Annotated in this window: 17 protein-coding genes; 13 read left to right on the plus strand and 4 right to left on the minus strand. The window is 67.6% G+C overall.

Annotation, left to right across the window (positions count from 1 at the left end):
- Positions 1 to 84 precede the first annotated feature (84 nt).
- On the minus strand, positions 85 to 1,101 hold the full coding sequence (locus KY501_RS29600) for a hypothetical protein (protein ID WP_224366835.1): 1,017 nt from the start codon (positions 1,099 to 1,101) through the stop codon (positions 85 to 87).
- A 164-nt stretch (positions 1,102 to 1,265) separates the two neighbouring features.
- On the opposite strand from KY501_RS29600, the gene KY501_RS29605 reads away from it, so the two are divergent.
- From KY501_RS29605 to KY501_RS29645, 9 genes are all read left to right on the plus strand, one after another.
- Positions 1,266 to 1,973, plus strand: a complete 708-nt coding sequence (locus KY501_RS29605) for a MotA/TolQ/ExbB proton channel family protein (RefSeq protein WP_224366836.1) — start codon at positions 1,266 to 1,268, stop codon at positions 1,971 to 1,973.
- An 11-nt stretch (positions 1,974 to 1,984) separates the two neighbouring features.
- Entirely contained in the window at positions 1,985 to 2,485 is a 501-nt protein-coding gene (gene tolR / locus KY501_RS29610; RefSeq protein ID WP_224366837.1) for a protein TolR, read from the plus strand.
- A 3-nt stretch (positions 2,486 to 2,488) separates the two neighbouring features.
- Positions 2,489 to 3,265 carry a cell envelope integrity TolA family protein gene (locus KY501_RS29615; RefSeq protein WP_224366838.1) on the plus strand — a complete coding sequence of 259 codons (777 nt, stop codon included), beginning with the start codon at positions 2,489 to 2,491 and terminating at the stop codon, positions 3,263 to 3,265.
- The gene (locus KY501_RS29620; protein WP_224366839.1) at positions 3,262 to 4,536 is read left to right on the plus strand and encodes a DPP IV N-terminal domain-containing protein; all 1,275 of its coding nucleotides are present in this window, start codon (positions 3,262 to 3,264) and stop codon (positions 4,534 to 4,536) included. The genes KY501_RS29615 and KY501_RS29620 overlap by 4 nt, the downstream gene beginning before the upstream one ends.
- Positions 4,533 to 5,720, plus strand: coding sequence for an aminotransferase class V-fold PLP-dependent enzyme (locus KY501_RS29625; protein ID WP_224366840.1), 1,188 nt, complete (start codon positions 4,533 to 4,535; stop codon positions 5,718 to 5,720). Before KY501_RS29620 ends, KY501_RS29625 begins: the two co-directional genes overlap by 4 nt.
- Before the next feature lie 15 nt (positions 5,721 to 5,735).
- Positions 5,736 to 6,665 carry a Ppx/GppA phosphatase family protein gene (locus KY501_RS29630; protein ID WP_224366841.1) on the plus strand — a complete coding sequence of 310 codons (930 nt, stop codon included), beginning with the start codon at positions 5,736 to 5,738 and terminating at the stop codon, positions 6,663 to 6,665.
- The gene (locus tag KY501_RS29635; RefSeq protein ID WP_224366842.1) at positions 6,662 to 7,924 is read left to right on the plus strand and encodes a spinster family MFS transporter; all 1,263 of its coding nucleotides are present in this window, start codon (positions 6,662 to 6,664) and stop codon (positions 7,922 to 7,924) included. The genes KY501_RS29630 and KY501_RS29635 overlap by 4 nt, the downstream gene beginning before the upstream one ends.
- Before the next feature lie 82 nt (positions 7,925 to 8,006).
- Positions 8,007 to 8,966, plus strand: a complete 960-nt coding sequence (locus KY501_RS29640) for a trypsin-like serine protease (RefSeq protein WP_224366843.1) — start codon at positions 8,007 to 8,009, stop codon at positions 8,964 to 8,966.
- An 82-nt stretch (positions 8,967 to 9,048) separates the two neighbouring features.
- A complete protein-coding gene (locus tag KY501_RS29645) occupies positions 9,049 to 9,912 on the plus strand; it encodes a trypsin-like serine protease (protein WP_224366844.1) in 864 nt (287 codons plus the stop codon).
- Positions 9,913 to 9,979: 67 nt separating this feature from the next.
- On the opposite strand, the gene KY501_RS29650 is transcribed toward KY501_RS29645, so the two are convergent.
- Complete coding sequence (locus KY501_RS29650) at positions 9,980 to 10,873, minus strand: serine/threonine-protein kinase (protein ID WP_224366845.1); 894 nt, start codon at positions 10,871 to 10,873, stop codon at positions 9,980 to 9,982.
- 253 nt (positions 10,874 to 11,126) lie between these two features.
- Between KY501_RS29650 and KY501_RS29655 the strand changes: the two genes are divergently transcribed.
- Positions 11,127 to 12,563, plus strand: coding sequence for a sugar porter family MFS transporter (locus KY501_RS29655; RefSeq protein ID WP_224366846.1), 1,437 nt, complete (start codon positions 11,127 to 11,129; stop codon positions 12,561 to 12,563).
- 18 nt (positions 12,564 to 12,581) lie between these two features.
- Here KY501_RS29655 and KY501_RS29660 read toward each other — a convergent pair whose 3' ends face one another.
- Positions 12,582 to 13,907: a lysophospholipid acyltransferase family protein gene (locus KY501_RS29660; protein ID WP_224366847.1), complete on the minus strand. Its 1,326-nt coding sequence runs from the start codon at positions 13,905 to 13,907 to the stop codon at positions 12,582 to 12,584.
- A 250-nt stretch (positions 13,908 to 14,157) separates the two neighbouring features.
- Here KY501_RS29660 and KY501_RS29665 point away from each other — a divergent pair, with 250 nt between their 5' ends.
- The 3 genes from KY501_RS29665 to KY501_RS29675 are packed head-to-tail and all read left to right on the plus strand — an operon-like array spanning position 14,158 to position 16,085.
- Positions 14,158 to 15,081, plus strand: coding sequence for an AraC family transcriptional regulator (locus KY501_RS29665; RefSeq protein ID WP_224366848.1), 924 nt, complete (start codon positions 14,158 to 14,160; stop codon positions 15,079 to 15,081).
- Positions 15,082 to 15,090: 9 nt separating this feature from the next.
- Positions 15,091 to 15,804 (plus strand): AzlC family ABC transporter permease, encoded by a 714-nt coding sequence (locus tag KY501_RS29670; RefSeq protein WP_224366849.1) that lies wholly within the window; start codon positions 15,091 to 15,093, stop codon positions 15,802 to 15,804.
- Positions 15,801 to 16,085: an AzlD domain-containing protein gene (locus tag KY501_RS29675; RefSeq protein ID WP_224366850.1), complete on the plus strand. Its 285-nt coding sequence runs from the start codon at positions 15,801 to 15,803 to the stop codon at positions 16,083 to 16,085. Before KY501_RS29670 ends, KY501_RS29675 begins: the two co-directional genes overlap by 4 nt.
- A gap of 35 nt (positions 16,086 to 16,120) precedes the next feature.
- Here the strand turns inward: KY501_RS29675 and KY501_RS29680 are convergent, their stop codons facing one another.
- Positions 16,121 to 16,660, minus strand: a complete 540-nt coding sequence (locus tag KY501_RS29680; protein ID WP_224366851.1) for a hypothetical protein — start codon at positions 16,658 to 16,660, stop codon at positions 16,121 to 16,123.
- Positions 16,661 to 16,665: the final 5 nt, after the last annotated feature.

The raw sequence follows: 16,665 nt of genomic DNA on the forward strand, positions 1-16,665 counted from the left end.
ACGCCCACTTCGCCCCCCAAAAGCGAAGAGGGCCGGGGTTGTGTCCCCGACCCTCTCGCTGCCCCTGCTTTCAGCCGACCTGGGTTACTGGCGGTACATCACCACTTCCAGCGAGTTGTTGGGGCCCGGGTACTGGTCAGCGGCCACCTGGAGCGAGCCGATGTTGGGGTTGGAGCGGTACTCCACGTTGTTGGACGTCTTCGCGTACAGGGAGATCTTGTAGTTGCCCGGCCGCAGGTGCCTGTAGACGATGGGCTTGCCGCTGCACGGGTGCCAGTCACCCGAGTTCCCGTAGACCCACGCGCCCGTGGAGACATCCTGGAGGTTCACACCCACTTCCATGGTGCCCGCCGGATCGATCTGGGCACAGTCGAAGTTCACCGAGCCATCCGAGAACCGCCAGGAGAGGGAGGCGCCGCCATCGGTCAGCCGGTAGGAGGCGAAGACGGGATCATACGGCTGCGTCGTCAGCGGCCCGGTGGCGTAGTAGAGCGCCTCGCCCTGGAAGCCGATCGCCGTGAAGGAGATGGTGTGGTTGCCCGGCGACATGTACCCCGTCTTCAGGCCCGGCGTGGACTGCCCCTGGACGCACGGGAAGGGGTCGGCGACACGCACCCCGTCGAGGAAGATCTCCACCGCCTGGACACCCGCCTGGCTGCAGCTCTGGTTCCCCGGGAAGGTCCAGTTCAGGTACGCGTAGGACTCCTGCTGGCCCACGGGCGCCAGGTCGATGGTCACTCGCGCATCGCCGTTGATGGTGAAGGTGCCCGCGCCCTCGAACACGACCACCCCGCGGTAGTCGACGGCCTCGAGGTGGAAGCTGTACGTGCCAGGCGCGAAGTCATGCAGGGTGATGCCATCCACGCCCGAGGTGCTGCACCCGTACTCGCCGTTGTTGAGCAGCGTCTCGCCGGGGATGGTGATGTTGACGCCGTACACGTCACGCGCCTGATCGCAGCGCAGGCCATCGAGCGTCCAGAGGAACGTCACGTCGCCCGACCGGGCCGGCTCGGGGTGGCAGCTGTGACAGTCGTCTTCGATGATGCAGCCGGTTGACAGTGATGTGATGCAGAGGAATGCGATGAGCAGTCGGGAGTTCATAGGGGCATCCGCTTGGCGTTGAGAGGAGCGACCGGGCATCCAGCCCGTTGTGCCCTTTCGGACGGGACCCTCCAGGAATTATTCACCCCTGCCCCCGGAGGTAACCAGCCTGCCTCGCGGGGTTTGTTTGACCACCCCGGATCGGAGTGCTACGGCCTGAGCCCATGATGTCGCACCTGCCCCTGGCGCTCGGCGCCATGAACTACCTGGAGATCATCCGCAGCGCCTCGCTCATTGAACTGAGCGTGTTGGTGCTGCTGATGGGGGTGTCCGTCAGCTCCTGGGCACTCATTGTCATGAAGCAGTCCCAGCTCTCCCGGGCTCGCGCACAGTCACTCACCTTTCTGGACACCTTCTGGAAGGCGACGCGGCTGGAGGTCATCTACCAGTCGGCGCAGAAGCTGGAGGGCTCGCCGCTGTCGAAGGTGTTCTGCGCCGGCTACGAGGAGCTGTCCAAGCTGGCCCAAGCGAAGGAGGGCGCGGACGGAGCAATGAGCGACAAGCTGGGCGGCATCGAGAACGTGGAGCGGGCGTTGAACCGGGCGGCCACCTCGCAGATCACCGAGTTGGAGGCGCGGGTTCCGTTCCTGGGCACGGTGGGCGCGGCGGCTCCGTTCGTGGGCCTGTTCGGCACGGTGATTGGCATCCTCAACGCGTTCAACGAGATCGCCGACAAGGGCAACGCCACGCTGTCCACGGTGGCCGCGCCGGTGGGCAACGCGCTGTTCGCCACGGCGGCGGGCCTGTTCGCGGCCATTCCGGCGGTGGTGGCCTACAACTCGTTCGTCAGCCGCATCAAGGTGTTCGACACGGAGATGGCCAACTTCTCGGCGGACTTCCTCAACATCATCAAGCGGCACTTCTTCAAGTAGGAGGCTCGGCCATGGGCATGGGCGGAGGCAACAAGGGCCAGAGCCGCGTCACCATGAGCGAGATCAACGTCACGCCCATGGTGGACGTGATGTTGGTGCTGCTCATCATCTTCATGGTCACCGCGCCCCTCATCCAGCAGGGCGTCAAGGTGAACCTGCCCGAGGCCAAGGCCGCTCCGGTGGAGGCCTCCGAGAAGAAGCTGGTGCTCTCCATCGACGCCGGGCGCCGCGTCTTCATCGGCGACGCGGAGGTGGAGCTCGAGGAGCTAGAGAAGAAGCTGGCCGCCAACGCCAAGGCCCAGGCCGACAAGGAGATCTACCTCCATGCGGACCGGGATGTGCCCTACGGCGTCGTCGTGGAGGTGATGGCCGCGGCCCAGCGCGCTGGCATCTCCAACGTGGGGATGATCACCGACCCGACGGCGGCTCCGGCGGCGTCCAAGGGAGGAGCGAAGCCGGACCCGGCAGGGGGCTCAGCGGGGTCCAAGCCCAAGAAGGAGGCGAAGCGCTAGCCCATGGCCTTTCACCCGGCCGTCTCCCAGAGCATGCTCGTGTCCCGGCCCTCGCGGCTGGGCATCTTCCTCGGCGTGTCCGTGGCGGGCCATGGCCTGCTCCTCGTCGTGGGCATGCTCTATTCGTTCCTGACCTCCGGGCCCAAGGTGGACCCGAACATCCCCGTCATCAAGGCGTCCCTGGTGCGCCTGGGCAAGCCGCGCGATCAGAAGCTGCTGCCCCGCAAGGAAGAGCCTCCTCCGCCTCCCAAGGAGGTCAAGGCCCCGCCCGCCCCGCCCTCCGCCGAGCCTCCCAAGCCTCCCTCCCCCACGGCCGCTCCCGTCCTGCCGGCGAAGCCTCAGCCCGCGCCCGCTCCGCAGAAGGGCGACACGTCCGCGGAGGACCGGCGCAAGCGGCTCTTTGGCGCCTTCGACAAGACGGCGAAGAAGGTTCCCGAGGATGAGTTGGAGGGCGCCGAGGACGGCGATCCGAGCGGAGACTCCGCCACCGCCGAGGGCGAGCGCTACTACGCGCTGCTCTCCTCCCAGGTGCGCCGCAACTATAACGTCGCGGACACCATCCCCGATGCCGAGCGCATGTACCTCAAGGCCCTGGTGCAGATGCGCCTGGGTCGAGCCGGTGAGGTCATCGAGACGAAGCTGACCTCGGCCAGCGGGAACGATCTCTTCGATGCCGCGGTTCTCGCCGCGGTGAAGAAAGCCTCGCCCTTCTCTCCTCCCCCCGATCACCTGCGCGATTCGCTCCAGAAGCAGGGGATCGTCCTGGAGTTCCGCCCGTGAAAGCCCTCCTCATCTCGCTGCTGCTCCTCCCGATCGCGGCGCTCGCCCAGGCCCCGGTCATCCAGATTTCCGGCGCCAACTTCCGCCCTCTGCCCCTGGCCGTCCCCGCGCCCCTGACCGTGGACGACGGCGGGAAGAAGGCCGCCAACGACTTCGACGCGCCCTTTCTCTTCGACCTGCGCGCCTCCGGCATCTTCCAGGTGCTGGATCGCGCCAGCTTCACGGCCGACGCCAAGGAGGGAATCACCGCCGGCAGCATCAACTTCGCGCGCTGGACGGACGTGGGCGCCGAATCGCTCGTGAAGGTCCAACTGGGCGCCGAGGGGGCCACGCTGCGCGGTGAGCTGCGGCTCTTCAACGTGGGCACCGGCCGCGAGGACCTCAAGGTCAGCCACGACGTGCCCGCCTCCGAGCCCCGGCAGCTGGCGCACTTCCTCGCGGACGCGCTCTACCGCCACCTCACCCGCGAGCCCAGCCCCTTCCTCACCCACATCACTTTCGTGCGGAAGACGGGCTCCAACCGCGACGTCTGGGTGTCCGACTGGGACGGCAACAACGCCCGCGCCCTCACCAACGGCGGCATCAACCTGCTGCCCGCCCTCGGGCCCGGAGGCGTCGTGGGCTACACCTCGTACCGCAAGGGCCGGCCGGACCTCTACGTGCAGAAGCCTGGCGAGGAGGCTCGCGCGCTGGTGCAGAACGGGCAGATGGCCACCGGCATCGCCTGGTCTCCGGACGGCAAGCGCATCGCCTACGCCCTGGCCGAGGGCGAGAGCACCCAGCTCTATGTGGCCAACGCGGATGGCAGCTCTCCCAAGGCCATCACCGACACGCCCTACGGCATCAACTCGAGCCCGAGCTGGTCTCCGGACGGCAAGCGCATCGCCTTCGTGTCCAACCGGGGCGGCTCGCCGCAAATCTACGTGATGAACGCGGACGGCTCGAACCCCAAGCGGCTCACCTTCCAGGGCAACTACAACCAGACTCCGGACTGGTCTCCCCGAGGCGACCTCATCGCCTTCACCGCGCGCGATGAGCGCAACGCGTTCGATCTCTTCAACGTCAACGTCGACACCGGGAAGATCAGCCGCCTCACGCAGGACCAGGGCAACAACGAGGAGCCTGTCTTCTCTCCCAACGGCCGCCTCGTCCTCTTCACCTCCACTCGCGATGGCTCGCCCCGGCTCTATGTCATGACGGCGGACGGCAACAACCAGATCGCCCTGCCCATGGAGAAGAGCGGCGGTCTGACTCCCGACTGGGCTCCATGAGCCCCTCGCCCTTCCGCGCCCGCTGGTCGCTCGATCCCGACATCCTCTTCCTCAACCACGGCGCGTTCGGTGCCTGTCCCACCGAGGTGCTCCAGGCGCAGGCCGAGCTGCGCGCGCGCCTGGAGTCAGAGCCCGTCCGCTTCCTCGTGCGCGAGTTCGAGCCGCTGCTCGATGAGGCCCGGGCCGCACTGGCCTCGTTCCTCGACGCGGATCCGGACAATCTGGCCTTCGTCCCCAACGCCACCGCCGGGGTGAACACGGTGCTGCGCTCGCTGCGCCTGGCTCCCGGCGATGAGCTGCTCACCACCAACCACGAGTACAACGCGTCGCGTAACGCGCTGGACTGGGTCGCGGGACTCTCGGGGGCGAAGGTGGTGATGGCCCGACTGCCCTGGCCCGTCCCGTCACCCCGGGCCATCGTGGAAGCCGTGCTGGAGCAGGTCACCCCTCGCACCCGGCTGCTGCTCATCGACCACATCAGCAGCCAGACGGCGCTCATCATGCCGTTGAAGGAGCTCATCCGCGCCCTGCGCGAGGAGGGTGTGGAGACGCTCGTGGATGGCGCGCACGGCCCGGGGCAGGTGCCCCTCTCCCTGCGTGAGCTCGGCGCTGGCTACTACACCGGCAACTGCCACAAGTGGCTCTGTGCCCCCAAGGGCGCCGCCTTCCTCCACGTGCGCAAGGACCTCCAGGCCGGCATCAAGCCGCTCTCCGTGAGCCACGGCCACAACTCGCCCCGCCAGGATCGCTCTCGCTTCCGTCTGGACTTCGACTGGACGGGGACGGATGACCCCACTCCCGCCCTCTGCGTCCCCCACGCCCTGCGATTCATGGGTGGACTGCTCCCTGGCGGCTGGCCCGCGCTGATGGCCGACAATCGGGCCAAGGCTCTGGCCGCGCACCGGATGCTGTGCGAGCGACTTCGCGTAGCTCCGCATTGTCCGGAGGAGATGGTGGGCGCCATGGCGACCGTGAGCCTGCCAGATGGCTTTCCGGCCGAGCCTCCTCCTCCTTACTACCTGGATCCGCTCCAGGAGCGGCTCTTCCACGAGTGGCACATCGAGGTGCCCATCACGGCGTGGCCCAAGCCTCCTCAGCGCCACCTCCGGCTGTCCGCCCAGGTCTATAACACCCACACCGAGTACCAGACCCTGGCAGAGGCTTTGGAAGCGCTGCTCCGTTGAGTAGGCTCCGGGCCAATGCCGCGCTTTGCCACCATTGATGTGGGCACCAACTCGGTCCTGCTGCTCGTCGCGGACCGATCTCCCGAGGGCGACTTCCAGGCCGTGCTGGAACGCGCCGAGATCACCCGGCTGGGACGAGGCGTCGACCAGAGCCGTCGCCTGTCCCCCGAGGGCATGGAGGCCACGCTCTCCATCCTCACCGCTTTCGCCGACGAGGCCCGCTCCCTCGGTGCCGAGGGCATCGCCGTGTCCGCCACCAGCGCGGCGCGCGATGCCCAGAACGGCGCGGAGTTCCTCGCCGCCGCCAGGGACCGGGCCGGTGTCGCGGTGGAGATCATCTCCGGGGAGTTGGAGGCACAGCTCTCGTTCGCGTCGGCGTACATGGACTTCGGCAGCACTGCCGCCGGGCCTCTGCTCGTCATCGATATCGGCGGAGGCTCCACGGAGTTCATCTACGGTAACAGCGCCGGGCGCGTGGACTTCCGTCACAGCTATGACGTGGGCTCGGTGCGCCTGACCGAGCGCTTCATTCGCTCGGATCCGCCCTCCGCCGAAGAGCGCCAGCGCGTCTCCTCGTTCCTGCGGGAGACGTTCGCCACGCTGCCGCCGCCTCCTCCCGCCGCCGAATTGGTGGGCGTGGCCGGCACGGTGACGACGCTCTACGCGGTGCAGAACGGCATCGATCCCTACGACTCCTCGCGCGTGCACGGGGGGACCCTCACCCGGGTTCAGCTCGAGCAGCTCGTGAGCCAGCTCTGCGGTGTGCCCGTGGCTGAGCGCCAGAAGTTCCGCGGATTGCAGCCCAAGCGCGCGGACGTCATCCCCGCCGGTGCGCACATCCTGCTGGAGGCCCTGCGCGCCCTGGGGCTCGACGAGTGCCGCGTGAGCGATCGCGGCCTGCGCTGGGGACTGATGGCGCACCGCTTCGGAGCCTCTCACCCATGAGCCTCTCGCCCGCCGTGGCAAGCCCCCCGCACGAGAGTTCTGGCGTGCGCGCGGGCTACGCGCTCCTCATCCTCACGCTCATCAACCTGGTCAACTACCTGGACCGGTACATCGTCGCGAGCGCCCTGCCCAACATCCAGAAGGAGCTGGGCATCAACAACACGCAGTCGGGCCTGCTGGGCACCGTCTTCATCGTGGTGTTCATGCTGGCCTCGCCGATCGGCGGCTATCTGGGAGACCGTATCCCCCGGAAGTTCCTCGTAGCCGGTGGCGTGCTCATCTGGAGTCTGGCCACGGGAGCCTCGGGTCTGGCCACTACCTTCGTCACGCTGATGATCGCGCGGGCCGTCATCGGCATCGGCGAGGCGGGCTATGGCGCGGTGGCGCCATCCATCATCTCGGATCTGTATCCCCGGGAGCAGCGGACGCGGGTGCTCTCGTACTTCTACATCGCCATCCCCGTGGGAGCGGCGGCGGGCTACGGCCTGGGTGGGTGGCTGAGCAGCGCGTACTCGTGGCACACGGCCTTCTTCGCAGGCGGAGTGCCGGGATTGATCCTGGGCACGATGGCCCTCTTCATGCCCGAGCCCCAGCGCGGGGCCATGGACGGGCCGGACGCGCAGACGAAGCTCCCCTTCAAGGTGGGGCTCAAGGGACTGGCGGGCAACAAGGCGTTCTGGGCCACGACGGCGGGCTACACGCTGATGACGTTCTCCATCGGCGGGCTCGGCTTCTGGATGCCCACGTACATGGTGAAGACGCGGGGCATGCCCGATGACAAGGCGGGCTTCATCTTCGGCGCCATCACCGCCGCGGCGGGCCTGCTGGGCACGGTGGCGGGTGGGTGGCTCGGGGACAGGATGGACCGCAAGCGTGAGGGCGGTGGTCTGTTCGTCTCGGGCGTGGGGCTGCTGCTCGCCGCACCGTTCATGTACATCGCGGTGAACCTGGAGTCCCAGGCGGCGACGTTCGCCGTCATCGCGGTGGCGCAGTTCCTGGTGTTCCTCAACAGCGGTCCCATCAACGCGGCCATCGTCAACTGCGTGCAGCCGGCGTTTCGAGCCTTCGCCATGGGGCTCAACGTGCTCTGTATCCACCTGCTGGGAGACGCCATCTCTCCGTCGTTGATCGGCAACATCGCCGACAACTCCAGCCTCACCACCGCCATCGAGGTGAATGCGGTGCCAGTGCTCCTGGGGGGCGTGGCGCTGCTCATCGGCTCGAAGTGGTTCCGAGACGCCGTGCCCCGTCAGCGCTGAGCCGCCGCTCGCGGCGGGCACCGTGCACCATTCGGAGGGATTGTTCCCTGTGCGAGACCATTGCCCACGCTTCGCCGCGGTCTTGCTCTCGCTAGCGCTCCTGCTGTCTTGCAAGGGATGCCCCTCGAATTCATCTACAGGATCACCCGAGCCACTCAGACCTGACGCAGGTGATGCTGGTGACGATGACGACATCGGGTTCATCACGGAGGATGAATACGAAACCCTCCCCGTCGACCCGCGTTTCTCCTTTTCGGATGGGATTCGCGATGTCCGGAACCGTTTTTCGTTCACGGTCATGGTCGAGGTCTCATTGGGACCTCGGGAGCCCATCCGCTGCAGCGGGGTCCTGCTCAGCCCGCACCTTGTTCTCACAGCGGGCCATTGCGTATGCGGGGCCCACCCGATCTCTTCCCCCGCCGGAGAGGTGCATTCCGTCATTGACGGCTCTCGGTGCGCCGAAGATGCCAAGGTAGAGACCGTCATCTCTTCTCTGGCGGGCAGCCATCCGTCAGAAGTCATGGCGGAGAAGTTGCGGAGTTATCACGGCAGGGTGCGTCCCCACCCCAGCCTCGAGGTGCTCCTGAGTGAGCAGGCAACTCCACTCTCCAATCGCGCCAATCTCGCCGTCATCGTCCTGGAACAACCCGTCGACGATGTGCCGATGGCACCTCGTCTTCCGAGCGCAGAGGTGACGCTCGCCGAACCCTTCACCATTGCTGGCTATGGATTCGATGGGAGATCTGACTTGATCCAGGGACGTCGCCGCTTCGGCAGGAAGAAGATCACCCGGCTCCCGATGACCGCCTCCGAGGAGATCCTGTTCGAGCCAGCAGGAACCCCCTTCACCACTGGAAGTGGCGAACCATGCCTGGTCGAAGGAGGCAAAGAACCCATGCTCGTGGGTGTGACGACCCTGGACTCCAAGGATGGACCTGCGTTCACGAGCACATTCCCTCATCGGGAGTGGATCCTCTCCGAACTCGGCCGTCCCCTCCCTTCTCTGAAAACTCCGTCGAGAAGCAAGGATTCAGCCCGATGAACAAGGCACGCGTGGGCCAGGCAGCCAAGACAGTCTTTTCCTGCTACCGCTCGCCCTCAGCGGGTGCGCTGGCAGCACTCCTGTGCGCGAGGAGTCCGCTGAAGAGCAAGCCCTGCCCGAAGTCCAGCCAACGGATGAACTCCCGAGCATTCTTCGAGGCGAGGGCGACACGCAGAACCGATTCTCCTCGACCGTCTATGTCTCGCTCTCCGCACTTGAAAACTGCAGTGGCGTCCTCATCCATCCTCGGCTCGTACTCACTGCAGCTCACTGTGTGTGCCGGGGACGTGAGGACAAGTCAGCCACCCTCCTCGACAGTTCGACGTGTGAGAAGACGGCCACCGTCAAGACAGGGGTGCAGCCCAGAGACTTCCCGAGCTACACCGGAGACGTCCGCCCCCATCGGGATTTCAAGGTTATCCTCCGGAAGAAGAAGCTCCTGCTGCCTCCCGAGGCCAAGGTCGCTCATGCCCTGACCGACAAAGGGAAGCGCTATGTGCTCGTGGATGTCGTGGAGGAGAGCAAAGCGGATCTCGCTGTCATCGTCCTGAAGCGAGCCATGGAGCCTTCGGTTTCACCGACACCCCCTGCCACGACGAATATCCAGCTCAATGAGAGCGTCATCGCGACTGGCTATGGCGCGGACAACGTCGAGAACGGACTGGTCGTCTTCACTGACAGCCAGCCCACTCGCCGTTTCGGCAGGAACATCGTGACAAAGACCGGCGGTGAGCTGTTCACCATCGAGCCCCCCGGAGCCTTGGCTCTCCCGGGCGATAGCGGCGGCCCCTGTTTCCGTGAGGAATCCATCGGTCCCGTGCTCGTTGGCATCAGTTCGAGAACCTCCCCCGGCAGGAAGTCGACCTTCACGAGCACCTACCGCTACCTCCCATGGCTGACTGAGGAGATCCGTCGCGCGGACAAGCTCAGTCCCCAGAGCCCCTGACGCCGCCAACTCTGTGCGACTCCGCGCACCGCCAGAGCGCGGACCTCCAGCAGGGCCGTACCCCTCATCACTGCGCCAACCACGCCTCCAGGCTCCGGGACACCTCGGCCGCCCCCGCTGGCCGCTCCTCAGGAGCCCTGGCCAGGCACCGCAGCACCAGCGCAGCCAGCGCCGCCGGCACCTTCGTGCACTCGCGCGGATCCGGCGGCGGCCGACGCAGCCGCTCGTAGGCCCCCTTCAACGTGGTGGCCTGGAACGCCGGCTCTCCCGTCAGCATCTCGAACAGCAACAGCCCCACCGCGTACACGTCCGTGCGCGCATCCACCGGAGACTCGGTGAGCTGCTCGGGCGCCATGTACTGCGGCGTGCCCACCACCCCATCCTGCAGCGTCAGCCCTCCCGGCCCCTCATCCTCCATCGCCCGGGCGATACCGAAGTCCGTCAGCACCACCCGCCCCCCTCGCTCCAGCATCACGTTGGCCGGCTTGAGATCCCGGTGAACCACCGACGCCTCGTGCGCAGCTCCCAACCCCGCGCACACCGCCAGCGCCACCCGCGCCGCCACCATCGCCTTCAACGAGCCCTCCCGCTGCAACCGCGCCCGGAGATCCTCCCCGTCCACGTACTCCAGCGTCAGGAACGCCCGCCCCTCGGAGCTGCCCAGCTCGAACACCCGCGCCACGTGCCGGTGGGAGATCCGCTGCGCCAGCCGCGCCTCCCGGCTGAACCGCTCCAGCGCCACCGGGTTCCTCGCGAAGGACGCATCCAACACCTTCAGCGCCACCCGCTCCCCCTGCACCTCGTCCTGCGCCAGGTACACCGTCCCCATCCCCCCTCGCCCCAACACCCGACGCAGCAGGTAGCGCCCCGCGAACAGCCCCTGCTCCACCTCCCGGCTCTCCGAGCCGCACCCCACTGGCAGCGTCGGCAGGCTGTGCGCGCTCCCGATGAGCGCTTCCATGTAGTGAAACTGCCCCTTCCAGGGGGTGATTGATTGAACTTTTTCCATGTCCTTGAAAAGGTCATTTATGACCTTCTGCGCCAAAAGGAAAGCGGGAAATACGGTTTTTCTGTTTTTGGAGGGCCGGAAGCGCCTCCGAGGCAGGGCACATGGGGCCTGCTGGACCGCCTGCCCAAGCGCCTGGGGTGGGTGCCTAGCTTTGCCTTACGAGGGTTCGCTCCGCTGAGGGGGCAGCCGCGAGGAGGAGCAGACCATGGCCGGCGCCGTCGAGACCCAAGCGGGGAGACCTCCGTCCATCCAGACCCAACTCTCCGCCACGCGCACCATCCTCATGTCCACGGTCGCCGCGCTCGGAGGGTTCCTCTTCGGCTTCGACACGGCGGTGATCAACGGGGCCATCGGCGCCGTGCGAGACACCTTCCACGCCAGCGAGTGGGCCCTGGGGCTGGCGGTGTCCGCCGCGCTGGTGGGCTCGGCCATCGGCGCGTTCTTCTCGGGACACCTGGCGGACCGGCTCGGCAGGCCGCGCACCATGGCCGTGGCTGCCGCGCTCTTCGTCATCAGCTCCGTGGGCTCGGGACTTGCGGGCTCGCTCACGACGCTCGGCTTCTGGCGGCTCATCGGTGGAGGCGCCATCGGCATGGCCAGCGTCATGGCCCCCGCCTACATCGCTGAGATTGCTCCGGCACACCTGCGCGGCCGGCTGGGCTCGCTTCAACAGATGGCCATCGTCATCGGCATCTTCGCGGCGCTGATGGGGGACTACGCCCTGGCCACCCAGGCCGGCTCCGCCATGTCCGTGTCCTGGCTGGGCTTCCCGGCATGGCGCTGGATGTTCTTCTCCGCGCTGCCCGCCGCCGTCCTTTATGGCATCGGCTCGATGCTCATCCCCGAGTCTCCGCGTTTCCTCGTCGCTCGCGGACGCGAGCGGGAGGCCGTCGAGGTGCTCCGAGGCATCGTCGGCGACACCGCGCCCTCCAAGGTGCTGGAGATCCGCCGCTCGCTGACCAACGTCACCGTTCCCCGCCTGGGAGATCTTCGCGGCCGGCGGTTCGGCCTGCTGCCCGTGGTCTGGGTGGGCATCATCCTCGCGATGCTCCAGCAGTTCGTGGGCATCAACGTCATCTTCTACTACTCGAGCGTGCTGTGGCAGGCGGTGGGGTTCTCCGAGCAGAGCTCACTGGCCATCACCGTCATCACCAGCGTCACCAACATCGTCACGACGGTGCTCGCCATCCTCTGCGTGGACCGGTTCGGGCGGAAGCCGCTGCTGATCGCGGGCTCGGTGGGCATGGCGCTCACGCTCGGGCTGCTGGCGTTCCTGTTCGGCACCGCGGGGCTCGACGTGAACGGCCATCCGGTGCTGCAGGGCACCCGAGGCCTCGTGGCGTTGATCTGCGCCAACCTCTACGTCTTCTGCTTCGGGTTCTCGTGGGGCCCCGTGGTCTGGGTCATGCTGGGTGAGATGTTCCCCAACCGGATCCGCGCGGTGGCCCTGTCGCTGGCCGCGGCGATGCAGTGGGTGGCCAACTTCGTGGTGTCGGCCACCTTCCCCGCTCTTCAGAAGGCAGGCCTGGGCTTCGCCTATGGGCTCTACACCGCCGCAGCGGTGCTCTCGCTCCTGTTCACCATCAAGTACATCCGCGAGACCCGAGGCAAGGAGCTGGAGAACATCGAGCACGAGTCTTGAGACTCGGGCATCCCTGCCTCACGGCGAGACGGCCTGCTCCACGCGGGGCCGGTACTCTCCGGCCAGCTTCTCCACCTCGGCGGCCAGACGCTCCCCGTCCTGCAGCAGCAGGGCCTTGAGCCGAGCCCGACTGCCCAGCGTGAAGAACACGCCGATGTCCCGCATCAGCCCCACCCAGCGCTCGGAGAAGTAGAGGGTGAAGAGCGCCAGCGGCGGCACGCCCACCAGCACCACCACGCCCCAGATCCACCCGCCCAGCAACCAGGCCACCACCGTGAGACCGGGCCACCACAGCAACGCCATGAGGAGCGCGCCCAGGAACTTCACCGTAGCCTGGGTGTCCAGCTCGATCTTGCGCGAGGCCAGCCGAGGCACCTGGTACGGCAGGAGGAACAGCGCCAGCCCCAGCGCGAACAGCGGCAGCCCCAGACACAGCGCCAGCAGGTTCTTCACCACGAACGTCGCCACCTGTCCGGACTGGTACACCAGCGTCAGATCCTTCGGATCCGCGTGGACGAGCTCCAGCCGCCGCCGGAAGGACATCAGTGAGGAGCGCACCTGCTCGAAGCGCTCGGGCTCCTCGGAGCGGAACAGCTGCAGGCCTCGCGCCCAGTGCTTCAGGCGCTCGCGGTCCGTCTGCTCTCCCTGACGGAACGCGTAGAGCTGCTCGGCCGTCTGGATGAGCGGCAGGTCCTCCCACTTCTCCATGTTCACGGTGACGGCCTTGAGGCCCGCGGCGATGCGCTCGGTGAGCTGACGAGAGGCCTCCTTCTCCTCGGCCTCCGTGGCCCCCTGCTTGGTCAGAAAGGGCATCACCTCGATGGCCGGCCCCACCTCGATGAGCACGGTGCTGCGGAAGACGTTCTTCTCGCCGTAGGTGAACCCCACCGGGACGATCCGCACCGGTGCCCCCTCGCGAGCCGCCCCCAGGGCGATGCGCGCCGTGCCCGTCTTCAGCTCCCCGAGCATCGGCTCTGAGTGGCTCCGGCCCTCGGGGAAGATGGTGATGGCGCGGCCCTGCACGAGCGCGGTGCGAGCAGCCTCCAGCGTGCCCTCGTTCTTCACCGCCTGCCCCGGGTTGTCCTGCTTCCGGTAGACGGGCAGCGCGTGGAGCCCCTTGAGGATCCACCCGATGACGGGCATCCGGAACAGCGGCTCCTTGGCCAGGAACGTCACCTCGCGCTGGGTGATGACGAACACGAGCGCCGGGTCGATGAGCGCATTGGGATGGTTGCCCACGAAGATGACGGGGCCCTGGGGCTCGGCGGCCGGGGCATTCACCTTCACCCGGTAGAACAGCCGCAACGCCAGGGACACCAGGCCACGGATGAACGCGTAGAACACGGAGGCACTCTACACCGGGCCCCGAGGTCCACCCACTCGGACTCACCTGCCGTGAACCCGGGAGGAGCCCCCTCCGGGCGCGACCGCGCCGAACCTGTCCACCTGGCAGACAGGTTCGGAAACCCTGCCGCCGACGGGGGGCTCCCCTCCCAGGAGGGGCAGCGCAGCAAATTTCTTCAAGACCCGGCGTCTCCTCCCTCTTACGCTCCAGGAATCGAGCCTTGGCTGGCACCAAGGGAGCCCCACCTGGATGTCTCCTCCCCACCCACTCTCCGTCCCCCGGCAGGACTTCGTCGCCGCGCATGGAGCCCCTCAGGGGCTGGGCCCTCGAGAGGAATGTGTCTTCTGGCGAGCCGAGGAGCTGGGTGGGCTGGAGTTGCTCAAGGCCACGTACATCACCCACACCTTCGCTCCACACAGCCATGACGGGTTCGCGCTGGGTGTCATCGAGCGAGGAGTCGAGGCCTTCCGGTACCGAGGCGAGATGCAGTACGCCCCCGCCGGCACCGTCGTCCTGGTGAACCCGGGAGAGCTCCACACCGGCCACAGCGTCCAGGACGGCGGCTGGACCTATCGGATGTTCTACCCGGCCCCCCGGCTGCTGGAGGACGTCGCCACCGAGCTGACCGGCCGCTCGCGAGGCACTCCCTTCTTCGGAGCCGCCGTCGTGGACGATCCCGACGCCGCCCAGCTCATCCGGGCCCTGCATGACTCCATGGAGCGGCCCGCCTCCGCGCTGGAGCGCCAGTCCCGGCTCTTCGCCACGCTGGTCTCGCTCGTGAGCCGACACGCGGCCCCGCGCCCCGATGCGCGCTCCGTGGGCAATGAGAACGAGGCGGTCCGCCGGGCCCGTGACTACCTGGAGGCCCACCCCGGCGAGAACGTCACGTTGGAACACCTCGCGAACCTCGCGGGCCTCAGCGTCTTCCACTTCGTGCGCGTGTTCCGCCGCGAGGTCGGCCTGCCTCCCCACGCGTACCAGATCGAGCTGCGGGTGCGCCGGGCTCGGGAGCTGCTGCGCCAGGGGCTGCCTCCGGGCCAGGTGGCCGCCGCGCTGGGGTTCAGCGACCAGAGCCACCTCACACGCGAGTTCAAGCGGCGCATCGGGCTGACACCGGGCCGCTACGCCGCCAGCGCAGGATCCTTCAAGACGGGCACCCTAGAGGCTCCGTAACGTGAGGGCATGAGTCGTCCTCACTTCTTCCGGGACTTCCTCCGCGGCTTCCAAGCCGTCCTTCCCCTGTGGCTGGGGATCATCCCCTTCTCCCTGGCCTACGCGGTGAGCGCCCGAGGCGCGGGGCTCGGGATGCTCGATACGCAGCTCATGAGCGTCCTCGTCTTCGCGGGCAGCGCCCAGTTCAGCGCGGTGGGCCTCTTCGCGGCAGGCGCCTCGGGCGTGGAGATCGTCCTCACCACACTGCTCCTCAACGTCCGCCACGTGCTCTACGGGCTGTCGCTCTCGCGGCGACTTCCCCTGCTCCCGGGGGAGAGATGGATCGCCGCGCACCTCCTCACGGATGAGGCGTACGGCATGGTGCTCGCCGAGCCGCAGCCCTCCTTCGCCTACTTGCTCGGCACCGAGCTGAGCATCTTCGTGCCGTGGAACCTGTTCACGCTCGCGGGCTCCATCATCGGCCAGGGCCTGCCGGATCCCTCACGGCTCGGAGTGGACTTCGTCTTCCCGCTCGCGTTCCTCGTGCTGCTCATCCCCATGCTGCGCGGCCGGGTGGAGCTCACGGTGGCCGTGCTGTCTGGCGGCCTCGCATTCGCGGTCTCCCGAGTGCTTCCCGGAGGTATCGCGCTCCTCATCGCGGGGGTAGTCGGCAGCCTCGTCGGGGCCCTCCTCACGGCGGAGCAGCCCGCACCTCGCGATCCCACGGAGGCGGAGGCTCCATGAACACCCTGCCCATCATCCTGGGAATGGCCGCGGTCACCTATGCCTCCCGGCTCGCCGGCCTGTGGCTGCGCGCGAGCGTGCCGCCCTTCTGGGAGCGCTTCCTGCGCTTCGTGCCCATCGCCGTCTTCGCCGCCCTGGTCGTCCCCGCGCTCCCGGGCGAGAGAGGCGAAACCGGGGTGCGGCTCCTCGCGGCAGCGCTGGCCGCGGCGGTGAGCTGGAAGTTCCGCAAGCTCTGGCTCGGCATCGCGGCCGGCATGGTGGCCTACTGGGGACTGCGCTGACGCGTCCCGGGCCCCCAATCCGCCACGGCGCGGGTTCAGGGAAAGCGGTCCACCACCTCGATGATGCCCTTCGAGTCCTGGACCACCGCCGTGCCACGCTCGGGCCCCGGGTAGGCGATGATCCCCTCCCCGTCCTTGTCCCACCGGGGATCCACCAACACGCCGCAGAAGGACACCTCGTAGAAGTCTCGCAGCTTGCCGTTCTCGTAGTAGCGAACGTAGGCGCGGTCGTACCGGCCGAACACGCGGTGGCTGGCCACGTACAGATAGCCGGCGATGCTCATGTCCTTGAGCTCGCCCTCCTCCACCTTGGGCAGCGACATGACGAACCGGCTCTTGTAGTGCGCCGAGCCCGGCCGGTTCTGCGTCTCGTCCACCACCACCGGGATGCGGTCCCCCACCTTGAGGCCCATCCGCTTCATCTGATCGATGGCCTCCGCCGGACACGTCATCACCGGAGGCATCCACTTCGGCCGCACAGGCCCCTCCACCGGGGCGGGAGCACTGGCGCACCCGGCGCCCAGGCACGCCACGAGCGCGACGAGAACCTGTTGCTGGCTCCGAGCCTCGGACACACGCA

Source organism: Hyalangium versicolor (assembly GCF_020103695.1).
GTDB lineage: Bacteria > Myxococcota > Myxococcia > Myxococcales > Myxococcaceae > Hyalangium > Hyalangium versicolor.

Excerpts from the sequence above, each read along its gene's own strand:
- KY501_RS29665 (WP_224366848.1), top strand. The coding sequence starts at position 14,158 with ATGTCTCCTCCCCACCCACTCTCCGTCCCCCGGCAGGACTTCGTCGCC.
- KY501_RS29655 (WP_224366846.1), top strand. The coding sequence starts at position 11,127 with ATGGCCGGCGCCGTCGAGACCCAAGCGGGGAGACCTCCGTCCATCCAG.
- KY501_RS29635 (WP_224366842.1), top strand. The coding sequence starts at position 6,662 with ATGAGCCTCTCGCCCGCCGTGGCAAGCCCCCCGCACGAGAGTTCTGGC.
- KY501_RS29615 (WP_224366838.1), top strand. The coding sequence starts at position 2,489 with ATGGCCTTTCACCCGGCCGTCTCCCAGAGCATGCTCGTGTCCCGGCCC.
- KY501_RS29670 (WP_224366849.1), top strand. The coding sequence starts at position 15,091 with ATGAGTCGTCCTCACTTCTTCCGGGACTTCCTCCGCGGCTTCCAAGCC.
- KY501_RS29630 (WP_224366841.1), top strand. The coding sequence starts at position 5,736 with ATGCCGCGCTTTGCCACCATTGATGTGGGCACCAACTCGGTCCTGCTG.
- KY501_RS29605 (WP_224366836.1), top strand. The coding sequence starts at position 1,266 with ATGATGTCGCACCTGCCCCTGGCGCTCGGCGCCATGAACTACCTGGAG.
- KY501_RS29625 (WP_224366840.1), top strand. The coding sequence starts at position 4,533 with ATGAGCCCCTCGCCCTTCCGCGCCCGCTGGTCGCTCGATCCCGACATC.
- KY501_RS29675 (WP_224366850.1), top strand. The coding sequence starts at position 15,801 with ATGAACACCCTGCCCATCATCCTGGGAATGGCCGCGGTCACCTATGCC.
- KY501_RS29600 (WP_224366835.1), bottom strand. The coding sequence starts at position 1,101 with ATGAACTCCCGACTGCTCATCGCATTCCTCTGCATCACATCACTGTCA.
- tolR (WP_224366837.1), top strand. The coding sequence starts at position 1,985 with ATGGGCATGGGCGGAGGCAACAAGGGCCAGAGCCGCGTCACCATGAGC.
- KY501_RS29650 (WP_224366845.1), bottom strand. The coding sequence starts at position 10,873 with ATGGAAGCGCTCATCGGGAGCGCGCACAGCCTGCCGACGCTGCCAGTG.